The organism is Candidatus Accumulibacter phosphatis (assembly GCF_012939955.1).
Classification (GTDB): Bacteria; Pseudomonadota; Gammaproteobacteria; order Burkholderiales; family Rhodocyclaceae; genus Accumulibacter; species Accumulibacter delftensis.
This window is the reverse complement of the sequence record NZ_SPMY01000019.1, coordinates 79,189-96,722: the sequence shown is the minus strand read 5'-3', so window position 1 is coordinate 96,722 and position 17,534 is coordinate 79,189. Positions and strand designations below refer to the sequence as shown.

The 17,534-nt window shown below is 65.7% G+C and carries 14 protein-coding genes and 2 tRNA genes; 10 read left to right on the top strand and 6 right to left on the bottom strand.

Annotated elements, in window-relative coordinates:
* The 7 genes from E4Q23_RS07330 to fghA all read left to right on the top strand — a co-directional run bounded on the left by E4Q23_RS07330 (window position 1) and on the right by fghA (window position 4,170).
* On the top strand, window positions 1-735 hold the full coding sequence (locus E4Q23_RS07330) for a MotA/TolQ/ExbB proton channel family protein (RefSeq protein WP_169066028.1): 735 nt from the start codon (window positions 1-3) through the stop codon (window positions 733-735).
* A gap of 17 nt (window positions 736-752) precedes the next feature.
* Complete coding sequence (locus E4Q23_RS07325; protein ID WP_169066027.1) at window positions 753-1,169, top strand: ExbD/TolR family protein; 417 nt, start codon at window positions 753-755, stop codon at window positions 1,167-1,169.
* Window positions 1,170-1,362: 193 nt separating this feature from the next.
* A tRNA-Gly gene (locus tag E4Q23_RS07320) sits at window positions 1,363-1,438 on the top strand.
* Between the two features lie 71 nt (window positions 1,439-1,509).
* Window positions 1,510-1,593 (top strand) — tRNA-Leu (locus E4Q23_RS07315).
* Window positions 1,594-1,630: 37 nt separating this feature from the next.
* On the top strand, window positions 1,631-2,131 hold the full coding sequence (locus E4Q23_RS07310; RefSeq protein ID WP_169066026.1) for a DUF1178 family protein: 501 nt from the start codon (window positions 1,631-1,633) through the stop codon (window positions 2,129-2,131).
* A gap of 60 nt (window positions 2,132-2,191) precedes the next feature.
* Window positions 2,192-3,304 carry an S-(hydroxymethyl)glutathione dehydrogenase/class III alcohol dehydrogenase gene (locus E4Q23_RS07305; protein ID WP_169066025.1) on the top strand — a complete coding sequence of 371 codons (1,113 nt, stop codon included), beginning with the start codon at window positions 2,192-2,194 and terminating at the stop codon, window positions 3,302-3,304.
* 5 nt (window positions 3,305-3,309) lie between these two features.
* Entirely contained in the window at window positions 3,310-4,170 is an 861-nt protein-coding gene (gene fghA / locus E4Q23_RS07300) for an S-formylglutathione hydrolase (protein WP_169066024.1), read from the top strand.
* Between the two features lie 8 nt (window positions 4,171-4,178).
* Here fghA and E4Q23_RS07295 read toward each other — a convergent pair whose 3' ends face one another.
* Both E4Q23_RS07295 and E4Q23_RS07290 read right to left on the bottom strand, forming a co-directional pair.
* The gene (locus E4Q23_RS07295) at window positions 4,179-6,098 is read right to left on the bottom strand and encodes a sensor domain-containing diguanylate cyclase (RefSeq protein WP_169066023.1); all 1,920 of its coding nucleotides are present in this window, start codon (window positions 6,096-6,098) and stop codon (window positions 4,179-4,181) included.
* A gap of 180 nt (window positions 6,099-6,278) precedes the next feature.
* Window positions 6,279-6,974, bottom strand: coding sequence for an SOS response-associated peptidase (locus tag E4Q23_RS07290; RefSeq protein WP_169066022.1), 696 nt, complete (start codon window positions 6,972-6,974; stop codon window positions 6,279-6,281).
* Window positions 6,975-7,134: 160 nt separating this feature from the next.
* On the opposite strand from E4Q23_RS07290, the gene E4Q23_RS07285 reads away from it, so the two are divergent.
* From E4Q23_RS07285 to menD, 3 genes are all read left to right on the top strand, one after another.
* Entirely contained in the window at window positions 7,135-8,625 is a 1,491-nt protein-coding gene (locus tag E4Q23_RS07285; RefSeq protein WP_336511632.1) for a class I adenylate-forming enzyme family protein, read from the top strand.
* Between the two features lie 92 nt (window positions 8,626-8,717).
* Complete coding sequence (locus tag E4Q23_RS07280) at window positions 8,718-10,220, top strand: isochorismate synthase (protein WP_169066020.1); 1,503 nt, start codon at window positions 8,718-8,720, stop codon at window positions 10,218-10,220.
* A complete protein-coding gene (gene menD / locus E4Q23_RS07275; protein WP_169066019.1) occupies window positions 10,217-11,989 on the top strand; it encodes a 2-succinyl-5-enolpyruvyl-6-hydroxy-3-cyclohexene-1-carboxylic-acid synthase in 1,773 nt (590 codons plus the stop codon). Before E4Q23_RS07280 ends, menD begins: the two co-directional genes overlap by 4 nt.
* 146 nt (window positions 11,990-12,135) lie before the next feature.
* Here menD and E4Q23_RS07270 read toward each other — a convergent pair whose 3' ends face one another.
* Genes E4Q23_RS07270 through E4Q23_RS07255 form a run of 4 tightly spaced genes read right to left on the bottom strand, consistent with a single transcriptional unit; the run spans window position 12,136 to window position 17,349 of the window.
* Window positions 12,136-12,369, bottom strand: coding sequence for an EAL domain-containing protein (locus E4Q23_RS07270; RefSeq protein ID WP_423753320.1), 234 nt, complete (start codon window positions 12,367-12,369; stop codon window positions 12,136-12,138).
* On the bottom strand, window positions 12,311-14,698 hold the full coding sequence (locus tag E4Q23_RS07265) for an ATP-binding protein (protein ID WP_169066018.1): 2,388 nt from the start codon (window positions 14,696-14,698) through the stop codon (window positions 12,311-12,313). The genes E4Q23_RS07270 and E4Q23_RS07265 overlap by 59 nt, the downstream gene beginning before the upstream one ends.
* A 1-nt stretch (window position 14,699) precedes the next feature.
* Complete coding sequence (locus E4Q23_RS07260; RefSeq protein ID WP_169066017.1) at window positions 14,700-15,272, bottom strand: YfiR family protein; 573 nt, start codon at window positions 15,270-15,272, stop codon at window positions 14,700-14,702.
* Window positions 15,273-15,294: 22 nt separating this feature from the next.
* Complete coding sequence (locus E4Q23_RS07255) at window positions 15,295-17,349, bottom strand: TonB-dependent receptor plug domain-containing protein (RefSeq protein WP_169066016.1); 2,055 nt, start codon at window positions 17,347-17,349, stop codon at window positions 15,295-15,297.
* Window positions 17,350-17,534 lie beyond the last annotated feature (185 nt).

Below are 17,534 nucleotides of genomic sequence, written 5' to 3'. Positions count from 1 at the left end.
ATGCGAATGGAGTTGGGATTGGCGCAGTTCTGGGCACAGGGCGATGTGGTGACGCATTCGGTGGCCACACTGTTGGTGTTGCTGTCAGTGCTCAGCTGGTATGTGATTGCCAGCAAAGCCTACGCGGTCTGGCAGGCCAAGCGTTGTCATGCGCGCGCACTGGCTTCGTTCTGGGGTGCGCCTAGCCTGCCGGCGGCGATCGAGGCGATCCGGCTGGAGGATCGCACCGGCATCTTCACCAGCATGGCGGTTGCCGGTGCCAACGCCGCCGGCTTGCACCACCAGCACTCCGATCGCGGCATCGGCGCCGGGGTCAGCGTCAGCGAGTTTGTCACGCGCTCGCTGCGCAGCCAGATCGTTGAAGCACAGGCGAGCATCGAATCCGGACTCACCTTCCTGGCTTCGGTGGGCTCGACGGCGCCGTTCATCGGCCTGTTCGGGACTGTCTGGGGTATCTACCACGCTCTGGTCGGTCTCTCGGGCGCCACCCAGGTGGTCCTCGACAAAGTTGCCGGCCCGGTCGGTGAGGCGCTGATCATGACCGCCGGTGGCCTCTTCGTGGCGATTCCTGCGGTGCTCGCCTACAACGCCTTCACCCGCGGCAATCGCCTGACGCTGGCGCGCCTGGACGGCTTTGCGCATGACCTGCACGCCTACCTGACCACCGGTCTGCGTGGCCGGCCGGGTGACAAGCTGGTCGATCTGGGCGCCGTTCGTGCCGGGCGTAGCGCCTGAACAAGGGGGAGGGCAGCATGGCATTCGGTTCATTCGAAAACAGTGGCAGCAGCCAGCCGATGGCAGAAATTAATACCACGCCGCTGGTCGACGTGATGCTGGTGCTGCTGGTGATCTTCATCATCACCGCACCGCTCTTTCACGAAGCCCTGCCGATCGACCTGCCGCGCGTCGATGCCAGCCGGCTCGATGATCCACCGCAAGTGTTGTCGGTGGCCATCGACGCTGCCGGTGACGTTTTCATCGACGGCCAGGCGGTCGAGCGCAGCGACATGGCGGCGCGCTTCCTGGCCATCAACGCCGCTGGCGGACAGCCCGAACTACATCTGCGCGCCGACCGTGGAACGCGCTACGAGCGCGTCACCGAGGTGCTTGCCGACGCGCAGCGTGCGGGTCTGGTGAAAATCGCCTTCGTGACCGAGCCGACGCCCTAGCCGGTGGGTCTGCGGGCCTGCTGCCAGCCTGGACAGCCGCGCTTGGCAAAGTGCAGGGCGCTGTCGTCGAAAACGAGTTGCGGGTTGACAGCAGCCGCAAGCATCCGGATAATGCGCGGCGCTGGTGGTCGCGAATCTTTCGATTCGTAGCGGGTCTTCCCGACGCGTCGAGCGGCACCAGAAATGCTTCCAAGCGGGAGTAGCTCAGTTGGTAGAGCGATACCTTGCCAAGGTATAGGTCGAGAGTTCGAGACTCTTCTCCCGCTCCAGATATCGAAGGGAAAGTGCGTAAAGCACTTTCCCTTTCTTTCATTTCGGGGCAGGTATAATGGCTTGCATCGCCCGGATGGTGGAATAGGTAGACACAAGAGACTTAAAATCTCTCGGCCTTGCGGCTGTGCCGGTTCGATCCCGGCTCCGGGCACGATCCCTTTACTGCAGGCTTTCTGCGCTGGTTCCCGATGATCATTTTCGATCTTTCCTGTCAGCACGAGCATCGCTTCGAAGGCTGGTTCCAGTCGCGCGAGGATTTCGACAGCCAGTCATTGCGTTCGCTGATCAGCTGCCCGGACTGTGGTTCGCTGCAGGTTCGTCGGGTGCCGTCGGCGCTGCATGTGGGTCGTCAGTCGAAGGGTTCGGAAGTGGCTCCGTCACCCATGCCACCCATGCCACCCATGTCAGCCGCGTCAAGTGCGACAGTCGCCGCTCCCGTTCCGTCGTCGCCGGCGATCGATCCGCGTGCCGGCGCGCGTTCCTCCCTTCAACAACTGACGACCATGCTGCTTGCCAATTGCGAGGACGTCGGCGAGCACTTCGCCGAAGAGGCCAGAAAGATCCACTACCTGGAGACGCCGGAGCGCTCGATTCGGGGGCAGGCGAGCGACGAGGAATATGAGGCATTGCGTGAGGAGGGGGTCGAAGTCCTCCGTTTGCCGCGCCTGAAAGTGAAAGACCTGCACTGACATACGGCCGATGGCAAGCTGTTGCGCGACTATCACATTAACGATTGAGGAGAGTTGTCGATGATCAAAGCACGTGCTGCCATTGCCTGGGCGGCGGGACAGCCTCTGGAAATTACCGAAGTCGACGTCGAGGCGCCGCGCAGTGGCGAGGTGCTGGTGCGCATCGTCGCTACCGGCGTTTGCCATACCGATGCGTTTACGCTCTCCGGTGCCGATCCCGAAGGGATTTTTCCAAGCATTCTTGGCCACGAGGGCGGCGGCGTCGTCGAGGCCATCGGGCCCGGCGTGACTTCGGTCGCGGTCGGTGATCACGTGATTCCGCTGTACACGCCCGAGTGCGGGCAATGCAAGTTCTGTACCTCGGGCAAGACCAATCTCTGCCAGGCGATTCGCGCCACGCAGGGCAAGGGCCTGATGCCCGACGGCAGCAGCCGTTTCGCGCACCGGGGCAAGCCGATTTTCCATTACATGGGCACGTCGACCTTCAGCGAGTACACCGTGCTGCCGGAAATCTCGCTGGCCAGGATCGCCAAGGATGCGCCGCTGGAGAAGGTCTGTCTGCTCGGCTGTGGCGTGACCACCGGCATTGGTGCGGTGGTCAATACCGCCAAGGTCGAGCCGGGGGCAACGGTGGCGATTTTTGGCCTTGGGGGTATCGGCCTGTCGGCAGTGATTGGTGCGGTGATGGCCAAGGCGGCGCGGATCGTTGCCATCGACACCAACCCGGGAAAATTTGCCATTGCCCGGCAACTGGGGGCGACCGACTGCATCAATCCGGCGGATTACGACCGCCCGATCCAGGACGTGATTGTCGACCTGACCGATGGCGGCGTCGACTACTCCTTCGAGTGCATCGGCAATGTCAAGGTGATGCGCGCGGCGCTCGAGTGCTGTCACAAGGGCTGGGGCGAAGCGGTGATCATCGGCGTCGCCGGCGCTGGCGAGGAAATCTCGACGCGACCCTTCCAGCTGGTGACGGGCCGCGTCTGGCGGGGGTCGGCGTTTGGCGGCGTGCGTGGCCGCAGCGAACTGCCCGGCTATGTCGCCCGCGCGCAAAACGGCGAGATTCCGCTTGATACCTTCATTACGCACACCATGGGGCTGGAGGACATCAACCACGCTTTCGAGCTGATGCACGCCGGCAAGAGCATCCGCTCGGTGATCCACTTCTGACGGCCATGACGGTGACTGCCGGGGCGCTCGAAGAGATCGCTGCCAATTGCTGTTTCGATGGCTGGCAGCGCCGTTATCGGCATTACTCGGCGACGCTGCGCTGCGAGATGGTGTTTGCCGTCTATCTGCCGCCACAGGCCGAGCTGGGCACGGTGCCGGCGCTGTACTGGCTCTCCGGCTTGACCTGCAGCGACGAGAACTTCGTCCACAAAGGGGGCGCCCAGCGCCTTGCGGCCGAACTGGGCGTGGCCATCATCGCGCCCGACACCAGCCCGCGTGGTGCGCAGGTACCCGGCGATCCGGAAGGCGCCTGGGATTTCGGCCACGGCGCCGGTTTCTACCTCAACGCCACGCAACAGCCCTGGGCCGAGAACTATCGGATGCACGACTACGTGGTCTGGGAGTTGCCGGCACTGCTCGAAGAGCTGCTGCCGATCGACGCGCGGCGCGGCATCAGCGGTCACTCGATGGGCGGCCACGGTGCGCTGATCTGTGCGCTGCGCAACCCCGGCCGTTATCGCTCGCTGTCGGCTTTTGCACCGATCAGCCACGCCCTCGACAGCCCCTGGGGGCAGAAAGCTTTCGCCGCTTACCTCGGTGAAGATCGAGCCAGCTGGAAAGAGTGGGATGCTTGCGAACTGATCGCCCGAGGCGGCGAGCGCCTGCCTCTGTTGGTCGATCAGGGCGCGGCCGACGGTTTTCTGGTCGCGCAACTGCAGCCCGAGAAGTTGCGTCAGGCTTGCGCGGCTGCCGGCCATCCGCTCCGCCTGCGGGTGCACCCTGGTTACGACCACAGCTACTACTTCATCGCCAGCTTCATCGACGATCACCTGCGCCATCACGCCCTGGCCTTGCTCGCCCCCTGAGCTGGGCGTCAGCTGGCGACGACGACCCGGTTGCGGCCTTCGTTCTTGGCCTGGTAGAGCGCTGTGTCGGCGGCCTGGATCAGCGCCTGACTGTTTTTGTCGGAAGCGCTGGCGGACGCTACGCCGATGCTCACGGTGACTGGCAGAGTCTGATGGTTCCACAGGAAGTTGTACTTTTCGACGAAGGCCCGGATGCGTTCGGCGATCTGCGCTGCGGCGCGCACGCTGGCATTGGGCAGCACCGCGGCGAACTCCTCGCCACCGTAGCGAAAAACCAGGTCTTCGCCACGTGAGGTGCGCTTGAGGAGGTCCGCGAGCTGGCGCAGGACGGCGTCGCCGGCGGGGTGTCCGTGGCTGTCGTTGATGCGCTTGAAGTGGTCGATGTCAAGCAGCAGGAAGGCCATGGGTAGCGCGTTGGACTGTGCGAATGCCCATTCGGAAGCCAGGAAGTCGAGGCCGTGGCGTCGGTTCGGGAGTTGCGTCAGGGTATCGGTCAGCGCCTCCTGCAGCAGGCGCTTGTGGGCGACGGCGAACTCGCCGGTCGAACGCATGATGCCGCGGCGCTCGCGTTGAATCTCCTCGCGCAGCAGGATCATGCGCGTGGCGGTATTGAGGCGCACGCGCAAGGTCTGGACGGTCAGCGGTTTGACCAGTACGTCGTCGGCGCCCGCGTCGATGGCTTCGATGATATGGCCCTCGCTATCCGGCGATGCCAGGAGCAGGGCGTAGGTCTCCTTGCCGGCACTGGTCTGGCGCAGGATGCGGCAGAAGACGGCCGGCTTGAGGCCGGGCATCGACATGTCGGCAATGACGATCTGGGCGGGCTGACGCAGCGCCTGCTTCAGGCCTTCGGGGCTGCTGTCCAGCAGCACTGGCAGATGTCCGAGACTTTCGATCTGTTCCATCAAGGCGGGCAGCTCGGGCGCCGGAACGCCGAGGATCTGCACCTGCAGGCGCGGCGCAGCCGCTTTGCCGCTGTGTTCGGGACTGGCGGCGCTGACCCGTCGGCTCGGCGGGCTGGCGGCGAGGATTTCGGCGAAGGGCGGCAGCTCCTGCGTGCGTACCTGCAGCGTCGCTCCCCACTCACGCCAGCGCCGCGCCATGCGGTCGACCATGTCGTTGAGCGCGTCACCGCTGACTCCCAGGCGCGCGGCCCGGGTCAGCAGACCCGGCAGCAGGCTCCAGCGTGCCTCCTCGTCGGCCATGCAGATTTCGGCCAGCGAGCAGGCAAAATTGAGCGAGTGGGTCAGCGTCTGCAAACGCGAGCCATCCGGAAAACCGGCGACATCGGGTTGCTCCTGATGGTAGGCGGCCTGGATCAGCATGTCCGGCAAGCCCCACTCGGCGAGCATGGTGGCGCCAAGCTGGCGATGGTCCATGGCGAAGCGTTCACGCTCGAGAGTGGCCAGATCCTGATGCAGCTCCTTCACCGCGATCAGTACCTCGGCGTACTCGTCGGGGTACAGCGAGGCCATCGCCAATTCGCCGACCCGGGTCAGCAGGCCGATGGTGAAGATGTCTTCGCTCGAAATCTGTGCGAAACGGGCGAGTTCCTGGCAAGCGATGCCGGTGGCCAGCGAATGGCCCCAGAAAGCGGTGTAATCGAATTCGACGCACTGGCCGCTCTTGTGGCTGTGCATCACCGACAGCCCGATCACCAGATCGCGGACCTTGAACGATCCGAGGGCGACAATCGCCCGTTGCAGGGAAACAATCGGCCGCGTGCGGCCAAAGGCGGCGGCGTTGGCGAACTTGAGCAGGCGTCCGGCAATCGCCGGATCCGACTGCACCAGTCGCACCAGTTCCGTAACCCGGAAATCGTCCCGTTGCAGAAGGGTGATGATCGCGAAGGCGACGCCTTTCGGCGACGGCAGCTTGCCCGTCGCCTTCATCAAACGGTAGCGTTCGGGGTCGACGAAGCTGATCAAGAAAGTTTCGAGTCCGGCATTTGCCGGCGATTATGCTACAAAACGCAGGTCATCGGCGGATGACGATGGCGCAAGATCCGCTCAGGCATGATGATCTGTGAGCCGCGGCAGGGCGTCGCGCCGCGGCCTCCCGTTCGTTCCCAGTAGCTCGGTGTCGGGCGATCGTGCTGCTGCTGGTTTTCATGGCTCGTCTCCATGCAGCGCGGTGATCAGGGCTGGGTCGTCCGCGCTGGCCTTGCCAACGCGGGGGCTGACCGGCCAGCTTTGCAGGACGCCGTCCGGGCAGGGGCGGATCAGCGCTGCCGCCTGGTCGACCGGGGCGCTCAGCCAGTCCTGCCAGTGTTCGGGAGCAAGAATCAGCGGCATGCGCTCGTGGATTGCCTGCAGGCCCTGGTTGGCGGCGGTGGTGACGATGCAGCAGCTGCGGATCACTTCGCCGCTCGGTGCGGTCCAAGCTTCCCAGAGTCCACCGAAGGCCATCACTTCACCCGATTGCAGAGAGGTGTAGAAGGGCTGTTTGCGTGCCGAGCCAGGTCGCGCGGCGACTTTTTGCCATTCGTAGAAACCGCTGGCCGGAAGCAGGCAGCGGCGCTTGCGGAAAGCGTCGCGAAAGGCGGCTGTTGCGGCCAGCGCGGCCAATGGCTCGCCGCGGGCGTTGATCAGGCGGGCAGCGATTGCCGGGTCTTTCGCCCAGTGCGGCAAGAGCCCCCAGCGCAGCCGGTGGAGAACGCGTTGCCCCTCTGGCGACTGGCGAATGACCGCGACGTCACTGGTCGGGGCGATGTTGTAGCGGGCGCTCAGCTCGACGCATTCGTCGAGGGCGAAGCGTCGTGAGAGCTGCGAGCGCGGGGCATCGAGGGCATAGCGTCCACACATGGTCCGAGTTTAGCAGGGTCCGCCGAGGCGGCGAAGCGGTGCTGCTCGCTGGCATCGCCGAGTAGCGCCCAGGACGCGTGCGGCGTTTTTCTTGATCGGCAGCATGGGCGGGAGCCAGGGCGGCTGCGTATAATCTTGGCGCCATGTCTTGCCGTTCACAGTGACCCACGCCTCGTCTTCCCTTCTGCCGACAAAAAAAACTGCGCCTTTTCCAGAGAGGCGCAGCCCGTTCGTGCGCTGGCTGCATGCGAACGCAGGCCAGCACCCCTCGGAGCTCGCTTTGCTGAGCACGCGCGGCGAATGGCGCTACGACGAATTGGCGTCTCTGGCTGAGCGCGCTGGCGGCTTTCTCCGTGCGCAAGGGCTGGCGGCTGGCGACGCCGTGGCCATCGCCGCGGGCGCTGGCGAACTGGCGCTCGCGGCGCTGGCCTGTGCGACGGCGAAAGTGGCTTTTCTCCCGCTCGATCCGCTCCTCGCCGAGGCCGCCTGGCCGAGGCTGCAAGCGCTTGCTGGCGGTCGCCTGCAGCAGCTTTCGCCGCTGCCCGATAGCCTGGACCTTTCACCCGCAGCTTCCCCGTCGCTCGCTGCTGGGCACGGGAGGAGCAAGGCAGGCGACGCGCCCAATGACGCCAGTGTTGCCGATGCGGCCACCGATCTGGCGCTGCTGATTGCCACCAGTGGCAGTGAGGGCGCGCCCAAGGTGGTGATGCTCAGCGAGGCCAATATCGACGCCGCCGCCGCGGCTGCGAACGAGCGCCTGCCGCTACACCCCGGAGACCTTTGGCTGGCCTGTCTGCCGCTGCATCACATCGGCGGTATCGCCATCCTTGGCCGGTGTTTGCGCGCCGCGGCGACGCTGCTCTTGCATGACGGTTTTTCGGCGGCTGCCGTTTGGGACGATCTGCACGCCCGCCCTGTCAGTCACCTGTCGCTGGTTCCGGCGATGTTGGCGCGCCTGCTTGACGTGGCGCAGGGCGCGTCGCCGCCGCGCAGTCTGCGCCATGCACTGATCGGTGGCGCGGCCTTGTCGCGGCCGCTCTGCGAGCGCGCCCTGGCGAGCGGCTGGCCGATCTGCCCGAGCTGGGGAATGAGCGAGTCGACGGCGCAGGCGGCGACGCTGCTACGGCCGGATGGCAACTGGCAGGCGGGCCAGGTCGGTCACTTGCTGAGCGGGCTGCGCGCCCGGGTGGCTGCCGACGGGCGTCTCCATTTACACGGCGCGCAGGTCATGGCCGGCTACCTGAACCCGGCCTGGCAGCGCGGTGACGGCCTTGAAGACGGCTGGTTGCCGACCGCTGACCTGGGCCGTTTCGACGCCGACGGACGGCTCAGCATTCTCGGCCGTGCCGACGACATGCTGATCAGCGGCGGCGTCAACGTGCACCCGCTCGAAGTCGAGTCCTGCCTGGCGGCTTGCCCCGGCGTCATCGACGTCGCGGTGACCGCCGTTGCCGATCCGCTCTGGGGTGACCTGCTGGTTGCCCTGATCGTCGGTCCGGCCGAGCTCGGCGCGCTGCACGACTGGAGCCGGCAGCATCTGGTGGCGGCCAAACGGCCGCGTCGGCTGCTGCGCCTGGATGCGCTGCCGCGCAACGCCATGGGCAAGATCGAACGGCGCGCCTTGCGCGAGCTCGCGCAGGTGAGTGGGTGAAAGAATGAATGAATGAATGAATGAATGAATGAATGGATGAATGAGTGAATGAGTGAATGAGTGAATGAGTGAATGAGTGAATGAGTGAATGCATGAACCTCGCTGAGCTGCTCGATGGCCCGCGCAGTGCACTCTTGCGGCGGCGTTTGCGCGCGCGCTTGGCGGCGGCGGCGGCGCGGGGCCTGCTCAGCGTCACGCTCGATCTCGGCGCAGGGAAGGATGAGCGCTGGCTGGACGTCGATCTCGCGCAAGCGCAGCTCAACTGGTGGGCGCGGCCGACGGAGGCTGGCAGGGACAGCCCTCAGCGCACTGGCGCAGGCGGCGACTTTCGCCTCGCCATTGGCAGCGCGATGAGTTTCACGAGCGCCGGTGCGGCGCGTTTTTCGGCCTTGCAGGCCGCTTTTTCCGGTCTGGCGCCGGTCTGGGAGCACGACGACTGGCAGCACACCGGTTTCGTTCCCGCGGCGCATATCGGTTTCGCCTTCGCTGAGAACACCGAGAACACCCGGAACGCTGCCGACAGCGCCGACGACTTGCCGAACGCGCGCCTGCTGGTGCCTGCCATTTTGTTGGCCAATCGAGCGGGTCGCTGCACGGCCACTTTCAGCTGCGCGGTGCGCGAAGGTGAAAGCGCCATCGAACGCTGGCGCAGCGCTTTGCGTGCTGCTCAGTCGCCAGAGCGGGCGCCAGAGCGGACGCCAGCCCCGGCCGCTGCGGCCAGCGTCGTGCGCCGCCGCAGCGCCGCGCTGGCCGATCGGGCGTTCCTGGCGCGAGCCCGCGCCGCCCTGGCTGCGATCGCCGGCGGCGGCGTCGACAAGCTGGTTCTCGCGCGCAGCGTATACGTCGACAGCAGCAAGCGCATTGACCCGGCAGCCTTGCTGGCCGCGCTCGCCGATCGCCATCCCGAATGCACCATCTACGGCGTCGGTGAGCGCGAGCAGTGTTTTCTCGGCGCCACGCCCGAGCGTCTGGTCTCGCTGCGCCACGGCCTTGTCGAGGCCGATGCGCTCGCTGGTACGGCTTGGCCGGTGGCGGCAGCAAATCCTCGCGCAGCGAGTGTGCTGGCGCTGCAGCACGACAAGAACACCCACGAGCAGCAGTTGGTGGTCGATGCTGTTCGTGCCGCACTGCTGCCACTCTGTGCTGTGCTGGCATCGCCGACACCGGCGGAAGTGTTGCAGTTGCGTGAGCTGCAGCACTTGCGGACGCGCGTCCGCGGGCACGTGCGGCCGGGGGTCGGGCTTTTCGACCTGATTGCGTGCCTGCACCCGACGCCTGCGGTGGGCGGCGTCCCGAGCGGCGCTGCGCGGCACTGGTTGCGCAGCCACGGCGATCGCCGTGGCGCCTGGTACAGCGGTGGCATCGGCTGGATCGACCGTGACGGTGACGGTGAAGCGGTCGTCGCGCTGCGCTGCGCGCGCATAAAGGGTAGCGAAGCCGAGCTGTTCGCGGGGGCGGGTATCGTCGCCGGCTCGGACCCGGCGCAGGAATTCGCCGAAACCGAAGCCAAGATGGCGGTGATCGCCGAAGCCTTGCGCCAGCCCCTGGGCCAAGCCCTGCGCGGCGTACCTGGCCAGGTGAGCCGGAGCGCATGAGCGCCGCCGCCGACAGCGGTCTGCTCAACCTGCGCTGGGCGCAGACCTTGGTCGATGCCCTGGCCGCTGCCGGACTGCGCGACGTGGTGCTTTCGCCGGGGTCGCGTTCGAGTCCGCTGGCGCTGGCCTTCCTGCGTCAGCCGGCGATCCGCTGCCAGGTCATCCTCGACGAGCGCAGCGCCGCCTTCTGCGCGCTGGGCGTGGCCAAGGCCACGCGGCAGCCGGCGGCGTTGCTGTGTACCTCGGGTTCGGCGCCGGCGAACTGGTTTCCGGCGCTCATCGAAGCCGATCTTGGCAGCGTGCCGCTGTTGCTGCTGTCGGCCGACCGCCCGCCCGAGCTGCTCGGCTGGGGCGCCAACCAGACGATTGACCAGCAGCAGCTGTTTGGCGGGCACGTGCGTTCCTTCCATGCGCCGCCGCTGCCCGATGCCGACTTCTCACCTGCTTACCTGCAGCGCCTGGCGGCGCGGGTGCTCGCCGATAGCCGCTGGCCGCTGCCGGGTCCGGTGCATCTCAATCTGGCTTTCCGCGAACCGCTGTTGCCGGCCGGCGACCTGCTCGCGACGCATGCGGCCACGGCCTGTCCGTCGGCGATCAGCGTCGCCGCCCCGCTGCTGATGCCCAGGCCGCAGGCGATCAGCGAGACGCTGGCCGAGATTAACGCTCGTCCCGGGCTGATCGTCTGTGGTGGCGCCGACTATCCGCCGGGATTTGCCGACGCAGTGAGCGCGCTGGCCGCGCAGCTCGACTGCCCGATCCTTGCTGAACCACTGTCGAACCTGCGTTTTGGTGCGCACGACCGCAGCCGGCTCTGCGTGCGTTACGAGAGCTTCCTGCGCCAGCCATCGCCGCTCGCTGCGGCAAGGCCGGAATGGCTGCTGCGTTTCGGCGCCTTTCCTGTCACCCGTACCCTGCAGGACTGGTTGCGCAGGGCTGGGCCAGCGGTGCAGGTGGTGATCAGCCCGGACAGCCGCTGGCCGGATCCGCAGCACGCCGCCAGCAGGCTGCTTCAGGCCGATCCGCTAGAGGTTTGTCAGGCTCTGCTGGCGGGCGGCGGGAAACCCGTGCCGGCCGGCTGGCGGGACGCGTTTGCGCAGGCCGAAGCCGCCGCCGAGGCCGTGGCAAGAGCACCGTTCGTGGCCTGCGCAAACGCTGCCGAGGCGTCGGAGAACTTCGAAGGCATGCTGATTCCGGCGCTGCTCGAAATCCTGCCGGCGGGCCATCGCCTGTTCTGTGGCAACTCGCTGGCGATTCGTGACCTTGATGCCTTTTCGGGCAGCAGCGACAAGCCGCTGCGCTTCTTCGGCAATCGCGGTGCCAGCGGCATCGACGGCAATTTGTCGACTGCGCTGGGGATCGCCAGCGATGGCCCCTGCGTGGCGCTGGTCGGCGACCTGACCGCGCAGCACGATCTGAGCGCACTGGCCGCAGCCAGCGGCCGTGACATCATTGTCGTGGTGCTCAACAACGGTGGCGGTGGCATCTTCGATTATTTGCCGGTCGCCGCTTTGCCCGAGTTCGAGCGCGCTTGGCTGACCCCGCAGAGCATCAACCTGATCGCCGCCGCCCAAAGCTTCGGCAGCGCCGGCGAGCGTGTCAGTTCGTTGGCCGAATTCACGGCCAGCGTCGAGCGGGCGCTGCAGCGCGGTGGTGCGACGCTGATCGAAGTGCCGATCGATCGCCAGGCGAGCGTCGCCAGACGCCGCGAGTACTGGCGGCAGGTGGGCGCTGGGCTGAGCTGGCACGACCTCCTTGCGAAGTGCTGTTGATCAGGGATTCACTCCACCGGCGAGCGTCGTGCACTCCTGCCTCAAGGCCGCATCGCGACCTCGCCGCCGCAGGCGACGTCGTTGACGAAGGCGCGGTCGATTTTCAGTTCATCGATCGGAAATCGTTTGAGATAGCTCAAGGACGACTAGCCGGTTCCGAAATCGTCGAGCGACAGGCTGAAGCCCTGGTCGCGCAAACTGTGCAGTCGAGCGATGGTGCGTTCGGCGTCGACCATGAGCAAGGACTCGGTTAGTTCAAGGACCGGTTGCTGTGCCGAAATGCCGGCGCGCCGTACCGCATCGGCAAGTTTGTCGGCGATGTCATCCTGCTGGAAACTTGGTGATGCGATATTGTGCCAGCTTGTCGGCGAATTCGTCATAGGCGTGCCTGAGCCTGGACGGCCAGTCGCTGGCCGGCGAGCTGCCGGCGCGCAGCAGCATTTCGAGCTGCCTGGCTTGTTCGGACAGTGCCAGCGCGCCGACCGTGGCGCTCGACGACTTGAGCGTATGCCCGGAACGCTGCAAGGTGGTCGCGTCGCCGCTCGCGCTCGCCGCTTCGATGGCCTCGAGGATCTGGGTGGCGTTGCTGGTGAACATATCGAGGATGCGGTCGGCGAAGGCCGGATTGCTGCCATCGGCGACCATCGGCAGAGCCTGCACCAGGCGGGGGTCGAAAGCCGCTGGCGTGTCCGGCTGAACCTGGCTGATGGACTTGGCATCGCTGGCCGCAGGCTGACCGCTGTCGCCACACGGCGCTGGCGTCGCGGGAAGGTTGCGCTCCAGTGCCGCGGCGAGTTGCGCGCGGTTGATCGGCTTGGCCAGGTAATCGGTCATGCCGGCGGCCAGGCATTGTTCGCGGTCTCCAGCCAGCGCGTTGGCGGTCAGGGCAATGATCGGACACCGGGCACGCTCCGTCTGCTGCTCTTCGCTGCGGATTTGACGAGTGGCTGCGAAGCCGTCCATGATCGGCATCTGGCAATCCATCAGGATCAGGTCGTAGATCCCCGCACGCGCCGCAACTACCGCTTGTGCGCCGTCGTGAGCACAGTCCACCTGGCATCCGAGGGTGTCGAGGATGGCGCCAGCGATCTCGCGATTGACCTCATTGTCTTCGACGAGCAGTACGCGTCCGCTCAGCCTGCGTGCCTGCTGTGAAAGCCATGCCGGTTGCGGCAGTACTTGCGTGTGCCGCTGTACCCGTTGCCGGAACCAGAAGGTCGAGCCGCGTCCAGGCTCGCTTTCGAAGCCGACCTCGCCGGCCATGCGCTGCGCCAGTTCGCGAATGATCACCAAGCCGAGACCGGTGCCGCCAAACTTGCGCGTCGTCGAATCGTCCGCCTGTGAAAAAGGCGCGAACAGCTTGTCGCGATTTTTTGGCGAGATGCCGACCCCGGTGTCGATGACTGCGTAGCACAGGGCGCAGTCCCCGGCATCTGCCGACCCCAACTCGGGCTGGGCAAGGTCTGTGCATTCGCAAGTCAGGGAGACGGCAATCGAGCCGCGTTCGGTGAACTTGACGGCGTTGCTGAGCAGGTTGCTGACGATCTGCTTGATGCGGTAGGGATCGCCGCTGACAGCCGCGGGCACGTCCGGGTCAATTACCAGGCTGAGCAGCACGCCCTTGGCCGAGGCCATTTCACGAAACGGTTGCACGACCTCCTCGACGAGTTGCTGTGGACTGAAGGCCAGATGCTCGATTTCCAGTCGACCGGACTCGATTTTCGACAGGTCGAGAACGTTGTTCAGCAGGTGCAACAGCGACTCGGCCGAAACGCGCAGGGTCTCGGTGTAGCGTCGTTGCTGTGCTGAAAGCGGCGTCTCCATGAGCAGGTCGGCCATGCCGATGACGCCGTTCATCGGGGTCCTGATTTCGTGACTCATGTTGGCCAGAAAGCGGGACTTGGCGACGTTGGCACTTTCCGCCTGTTCCTTTGCCTGGCGCAGTTGTGCGGTGCGCTGCTCGACCTGATCTTCAAGTGTCGCCCGGTGCTTGGCAAGCTCCTGGTCGCGCAGCTGGACTTCGCTGAGCATGACGTTGAAGCCGGTGATCAGGTCGCCGATCTCGTCGCGCTGATCGATCATTACCCGCTGCGCATAGTCCTTGTCGGTGCCCACCCGGTGCATCGCTTGCCTGAGCACCAGAATCGGCGCCGAAACCGAACGTTGCAGGCGCGCGGCGAGCAGCAGGGCGACGCCGAAGGCGATCAGGGCGCCACCGAGGACGACCAGCATGCGCTGGGTGATGTCCTGCCACATCGGCGTGAGATCGGATTCGATGCTCAGCGTGGCGATAACTTCCTTGCCCTGGCGGATCGGGTACTCGATCTTCAGCGAGTTGCCCCAGTAGGCGCCGGCGACGAGCGCGGCGCTGGCGCCGGGACTCGTTGCGGCCACCGGCGTCTGGTCGGCAGGATAGTGCGCGAAGAGCGTGCCGTCGTGCAGGGTGATCGAAGCGCCGCTGACTTCGGGACGAATGCGCAGGCCGGCCAGCGTTTCTCTGGCCGCAGCCGTGTCGGCGAAGGCGATCGCCGCGGTGCTGCTTGCGGCCAGAATCTCGGCCATGCCATTGAGCTTGGCCAGCTCGGCCTGACGGTTGTCGTCGATCTCCGAGCCGGCAAAGAGCAGGGTGCTGATCAGCAGACCGGCACCGACGGTCAGACCGATAATCAACATCATCTTGTTGTTCAGCGGTAAATCGCGGAAACGCATCTCAGTTTTTTCCCTTGAAATCGGCCAGGTTGCGGGCGAGCTTGAGAAGGTTGGAACTGGCCTTGAGCTGTGCCTGTTCCAAAGCCTGGCGATTGACCTCGAACTGCAGGCGTTGCTCGGCACGCACCAGACCGATGGTGCCGCCGCCATCGATGAAAGCGTCGGCGTCGCTGACCGTCAGTATCGGCTGTCCGCTGAGCGCGCGCAGCAACTGGCTCATACGGCGTTCTTCCGAGTCGGCGATGAACAGCACCTGACAGGGGCGCGTCTCGTCGATGCCCAGCAGTTGGCGCACGGCGACCGGGCGCCCTTGCACCTGGCGGCCTTCGTGCGCTTCCAGAGCGTTGCCGACGGCGCTGCGACCGAGGGCGCAGATCAGTAGGGGCGCCGTGCGGGTCGTGAAAACGCGCTCCGGCCATTCGATGTAGCGCGCGAAGTTGATCACGAACGCCGCCTTGGCCTGTGCCTCGGTGAGCGTGCCCTGGGCGCGAGTGCTGCCGGCAGCCATGATCGTGGCAATCGCCAGAAGCACGGCGAGACAACGGAGCGCCAAGGAGTTCATGCGTGCGGCCATCGAGTTGTCACTCTCCGCACTCTCAGAACTGCCACTTGGCCTTGACGTATACGCCGCGCTCTATTTCCAGCGCCTGCCCGGGCAGCAGGCTGGGGACGAACTCCGGGTGCTGGTTGTCGAGCAGGTTCTGCCCGACCAGCGACAACTCCAGGTCACGCGTCGGCCGCCACGCGTAGCGCAGGTCGAGGGTGGTGTAGGCCGGAATCGAGAACTGCGAGGTCCGGTCGCCGAGCTTGCTGACATAGCGCAGCCAGAGATCGAACTGCTGCCGGTCGGTCACGGACATCGACGAACGCAGCGACCATTGATGCTGCGGGTCGCTGCTGTTGTAGATCTGCGCGCTGGCGACGGAGACCGGGTCGCCACTGGTTGACGAGGAGGTCAGCGAGAGGTAGCTGTAGATCGGCTGCAGCCGCCACCAGGGCAGCGGCGACCAGTCGACGGAGACCTCGACACCATGGGTATGCGCCTCGACGTTGTTGTCCGGGGTGATCGTCTGAACGATGTGCGGTGGCGGCGGCGAGAATTCGAAGCTGCGCGCGCCGAGCACCGCCGCGCGCAGATCGCCGTACTGGTTGTAGAAAGCGGCGACATCGAGCGACAGATTGTTTGCATAGCGCTGCCGGTAGCCGAGTTCATAGGCCAGGACGGTCTCCGTTTTCAGCTCGTGATCGTCCTGGACGTTGCGCGTCAGGATCGGGAAGGGCGAGGGATTGCCCGGCGTGCCGGGCGGCTGCACCGACCGGTCGATGTCGGCGTCGAGTTCGCCGCGCGATGGGGTGCGCACGGCGCGGGCGACCGAGCCCCACACCGACTGACTGTCGCTTGGCGTCCACATCAGGCGGGCGTTTGGCAGCGGTTGATAGCCGGTGAAATTGTTGGTTTCCAGGCGCACGCCGAGGATCATGCGCAGCGTATTCGGCAGCAGGGTGATGTCGTCGTGGACGAAGGCACTGGCCAGATTGAAGCTGCGACTGTCCGGCTGGAAGGACATGATTCCTGCCGAGTCGATGCGGTCACCCGAGTAGCGATAGCCGAGGCCCCAGAGCACGTCGTGGCGCTTGCCAACGAGCAGACGATGCTGGAAATCCATGTCGATCGTCGTTCGGTCCTCCTTGAAAGCGCCGGGTAATTCGATCTGGCTGACGTCGACATAGGCCTGCAGCGCGGCTTCGGAACCATCGTTCAGGATCCATTCGCTGCGCCCGAGCAGGTGCGCTCCCTTGCCGGTCTGCTGCATGTCGGTGAGCCGCACTCCTTGCGGCGCAGTGATGTCGGGGACCTGCCAGCGGTCACCGGTATCGTTCGAATAGGCTTGACCGCTGAGCATCACGCGCTGGCCGCTGGCGACGGTCCAGTCGCCGCGAAAGCCGACGCGCCCCGAGCGCCAGTAGTCGTTACCCGAGCGACCGTCAGCGCTGACCGCCGTGTCGCGATTGAAGGCCTTTCCCCAGACCCGGTAGTGGCCGTCGCCGGCCTCGCCGCCATGGCGGAACGAGGCGAAGCCGCGTTCCTCGTTGCCGGCGCCGGCAACCAGCAGATTGCCCTGGGTATCGCGCGGTCGACGGGTGATGATGTTGATCACCCCGTTGACCGCGTTGGCTCCCCACATCGCCGCCCCTGGGCCGCGGATGACCTCGATGCGCTCGATGTCTTCGAGGAGGGTGTCCTCGTTTTCCCACAGGACGCCGGCAAAGATCGGCGAGTAGATGCTGCGCCCGTCCATTAGTACCAGGAGTTTGTTGCCGAAGCGGTCGTTGAAGCCACGGACGCTGACCGCCCAGCGATTATTGGCCAGGCGCGCAACCTCGACGCCGGGTGCCATGCGCAGCGCTTCGGGAATGCTCGTCGCTCCCGAGCGTTCGATGTCTTCACGACTAATCACGTACACCGCCGCGGCCACGTCGTGCAGGCGCTCGCTCTTGCGCGAAGCGCTGGTCACTTCGACGCGGAGCAGGTCTTCGAGGCTGATGTCGAGCTCCTCCGGCGGCAGGGACTGGGCTGTGGTCTGGGTTGCAAAGGCGAAAGCGAAGGCGAGCGCGAGGGCACGGGTCGAGGCGGCGGTTTTGGCGGTCATGGTTCGGGGGCCTCTCGGGTCGGGTATCGGCGACTGACAGGTAGTTAACGGACAAAACCAGCGCACCTTTATGGCCGTGGTTCAGGTTTTCGGCAATGGGGTCGTTGTTGCCGCAGCGGAATCCAAAAAAATGCCGCCCTCACGGGCGGCAGTTGAAGGTTCAAGTGTTGGCCGCCAGGTGGCGG

Excerpts from the sequence above, each read along its gene's own strand:
- E4Q23_RS07330 (WP_169066028.1), top strand. The coding sequence starts at position 1 with ATGCGAATGGAGTTGGGATTGGCGCAGTTCTGGGCACAGGGCGATGTG.
- E4Q23_RS07325 (WP_169066027.1), top strand. The coding sequence starts at position 753 with ATGGCATTCGGTTCATTCGAAAACAGTGGCAGCAGCCAGCCGATGGCA.
- E4Q23_RS07310 (WP_169066026.1), top strand. The coding sequence starts at position 1,631 with ATGATCATTTTCGATCTTTCCTGTCAGCACGAGCATCGCTTCGAAGGC.
- E4Q23_RS07305 (WP_169066025.1), top strand. The coding sequence starts at position 2,192 with ATGATCAAAGCACGTGCTGCCATTGCCTGGGCGGCGGGACAGCCTCTG.
- fghA (WP_169066024.1), top strand. The coding sequence starts at position 3,310 with ATGACGGTGACTGCCGGGGCGCTCGAAGAGATCGCTGCCAATTGCTGT.
- E4Q23_RS07290 (WP_169066022.1), bottom strand. The coding sequence starts at position 6,974 with ATGTGTGGACGCTATGCCCTCGATGCCCCGCGCTCGCAGCTCTCACGA.
- E4Q23_RS07280 (WP_169066020.1), top strand. The coding sequence starts at position 8,718 with ATGAACCTCGCTGAGCTGCTCGATGGCCCGCGCAGTGCACTCTTGCGG.
- menD (WP_169066019.1), top strand. The coding sequence starts at position 10,217 with ATGAGCGCCGCCGCCGACAGCGGTCTGCTCAACCTGCGCTGGGCGCAG.
- E4Q23_RS07270 (WP_423753320.1), bottom strand. The coding sequence starts at position 12,369 with ATGACGAATTCGCCGACAAGCTGGCACAATATCGCATCACCAAGTTTC.
- E4Q23_RS07265 (WP_169066018.1), bottom strand. The coding sequence starts at position 14,698 with ATGCGTTTCCGCGATTTACCGCTGAACAACAAGATGATGTTGATTATC.
- E4Q23_RS07260 (WP_169066017.1), bottom strand. The coding sequence starts at position 15,272 with ATGGCCGCACGCATGAACTCCTTGGCGCTCCGTTGTCTCGCCGTGCTT.
- E4Q23_RS07255 (WP_169066016.1), bottom strand. The coding sequence starts at position 17,349 with ATGACCGCCAAAACCGCCGCCTCGACCCGTGCCCTCGCGCTCGCCTTC.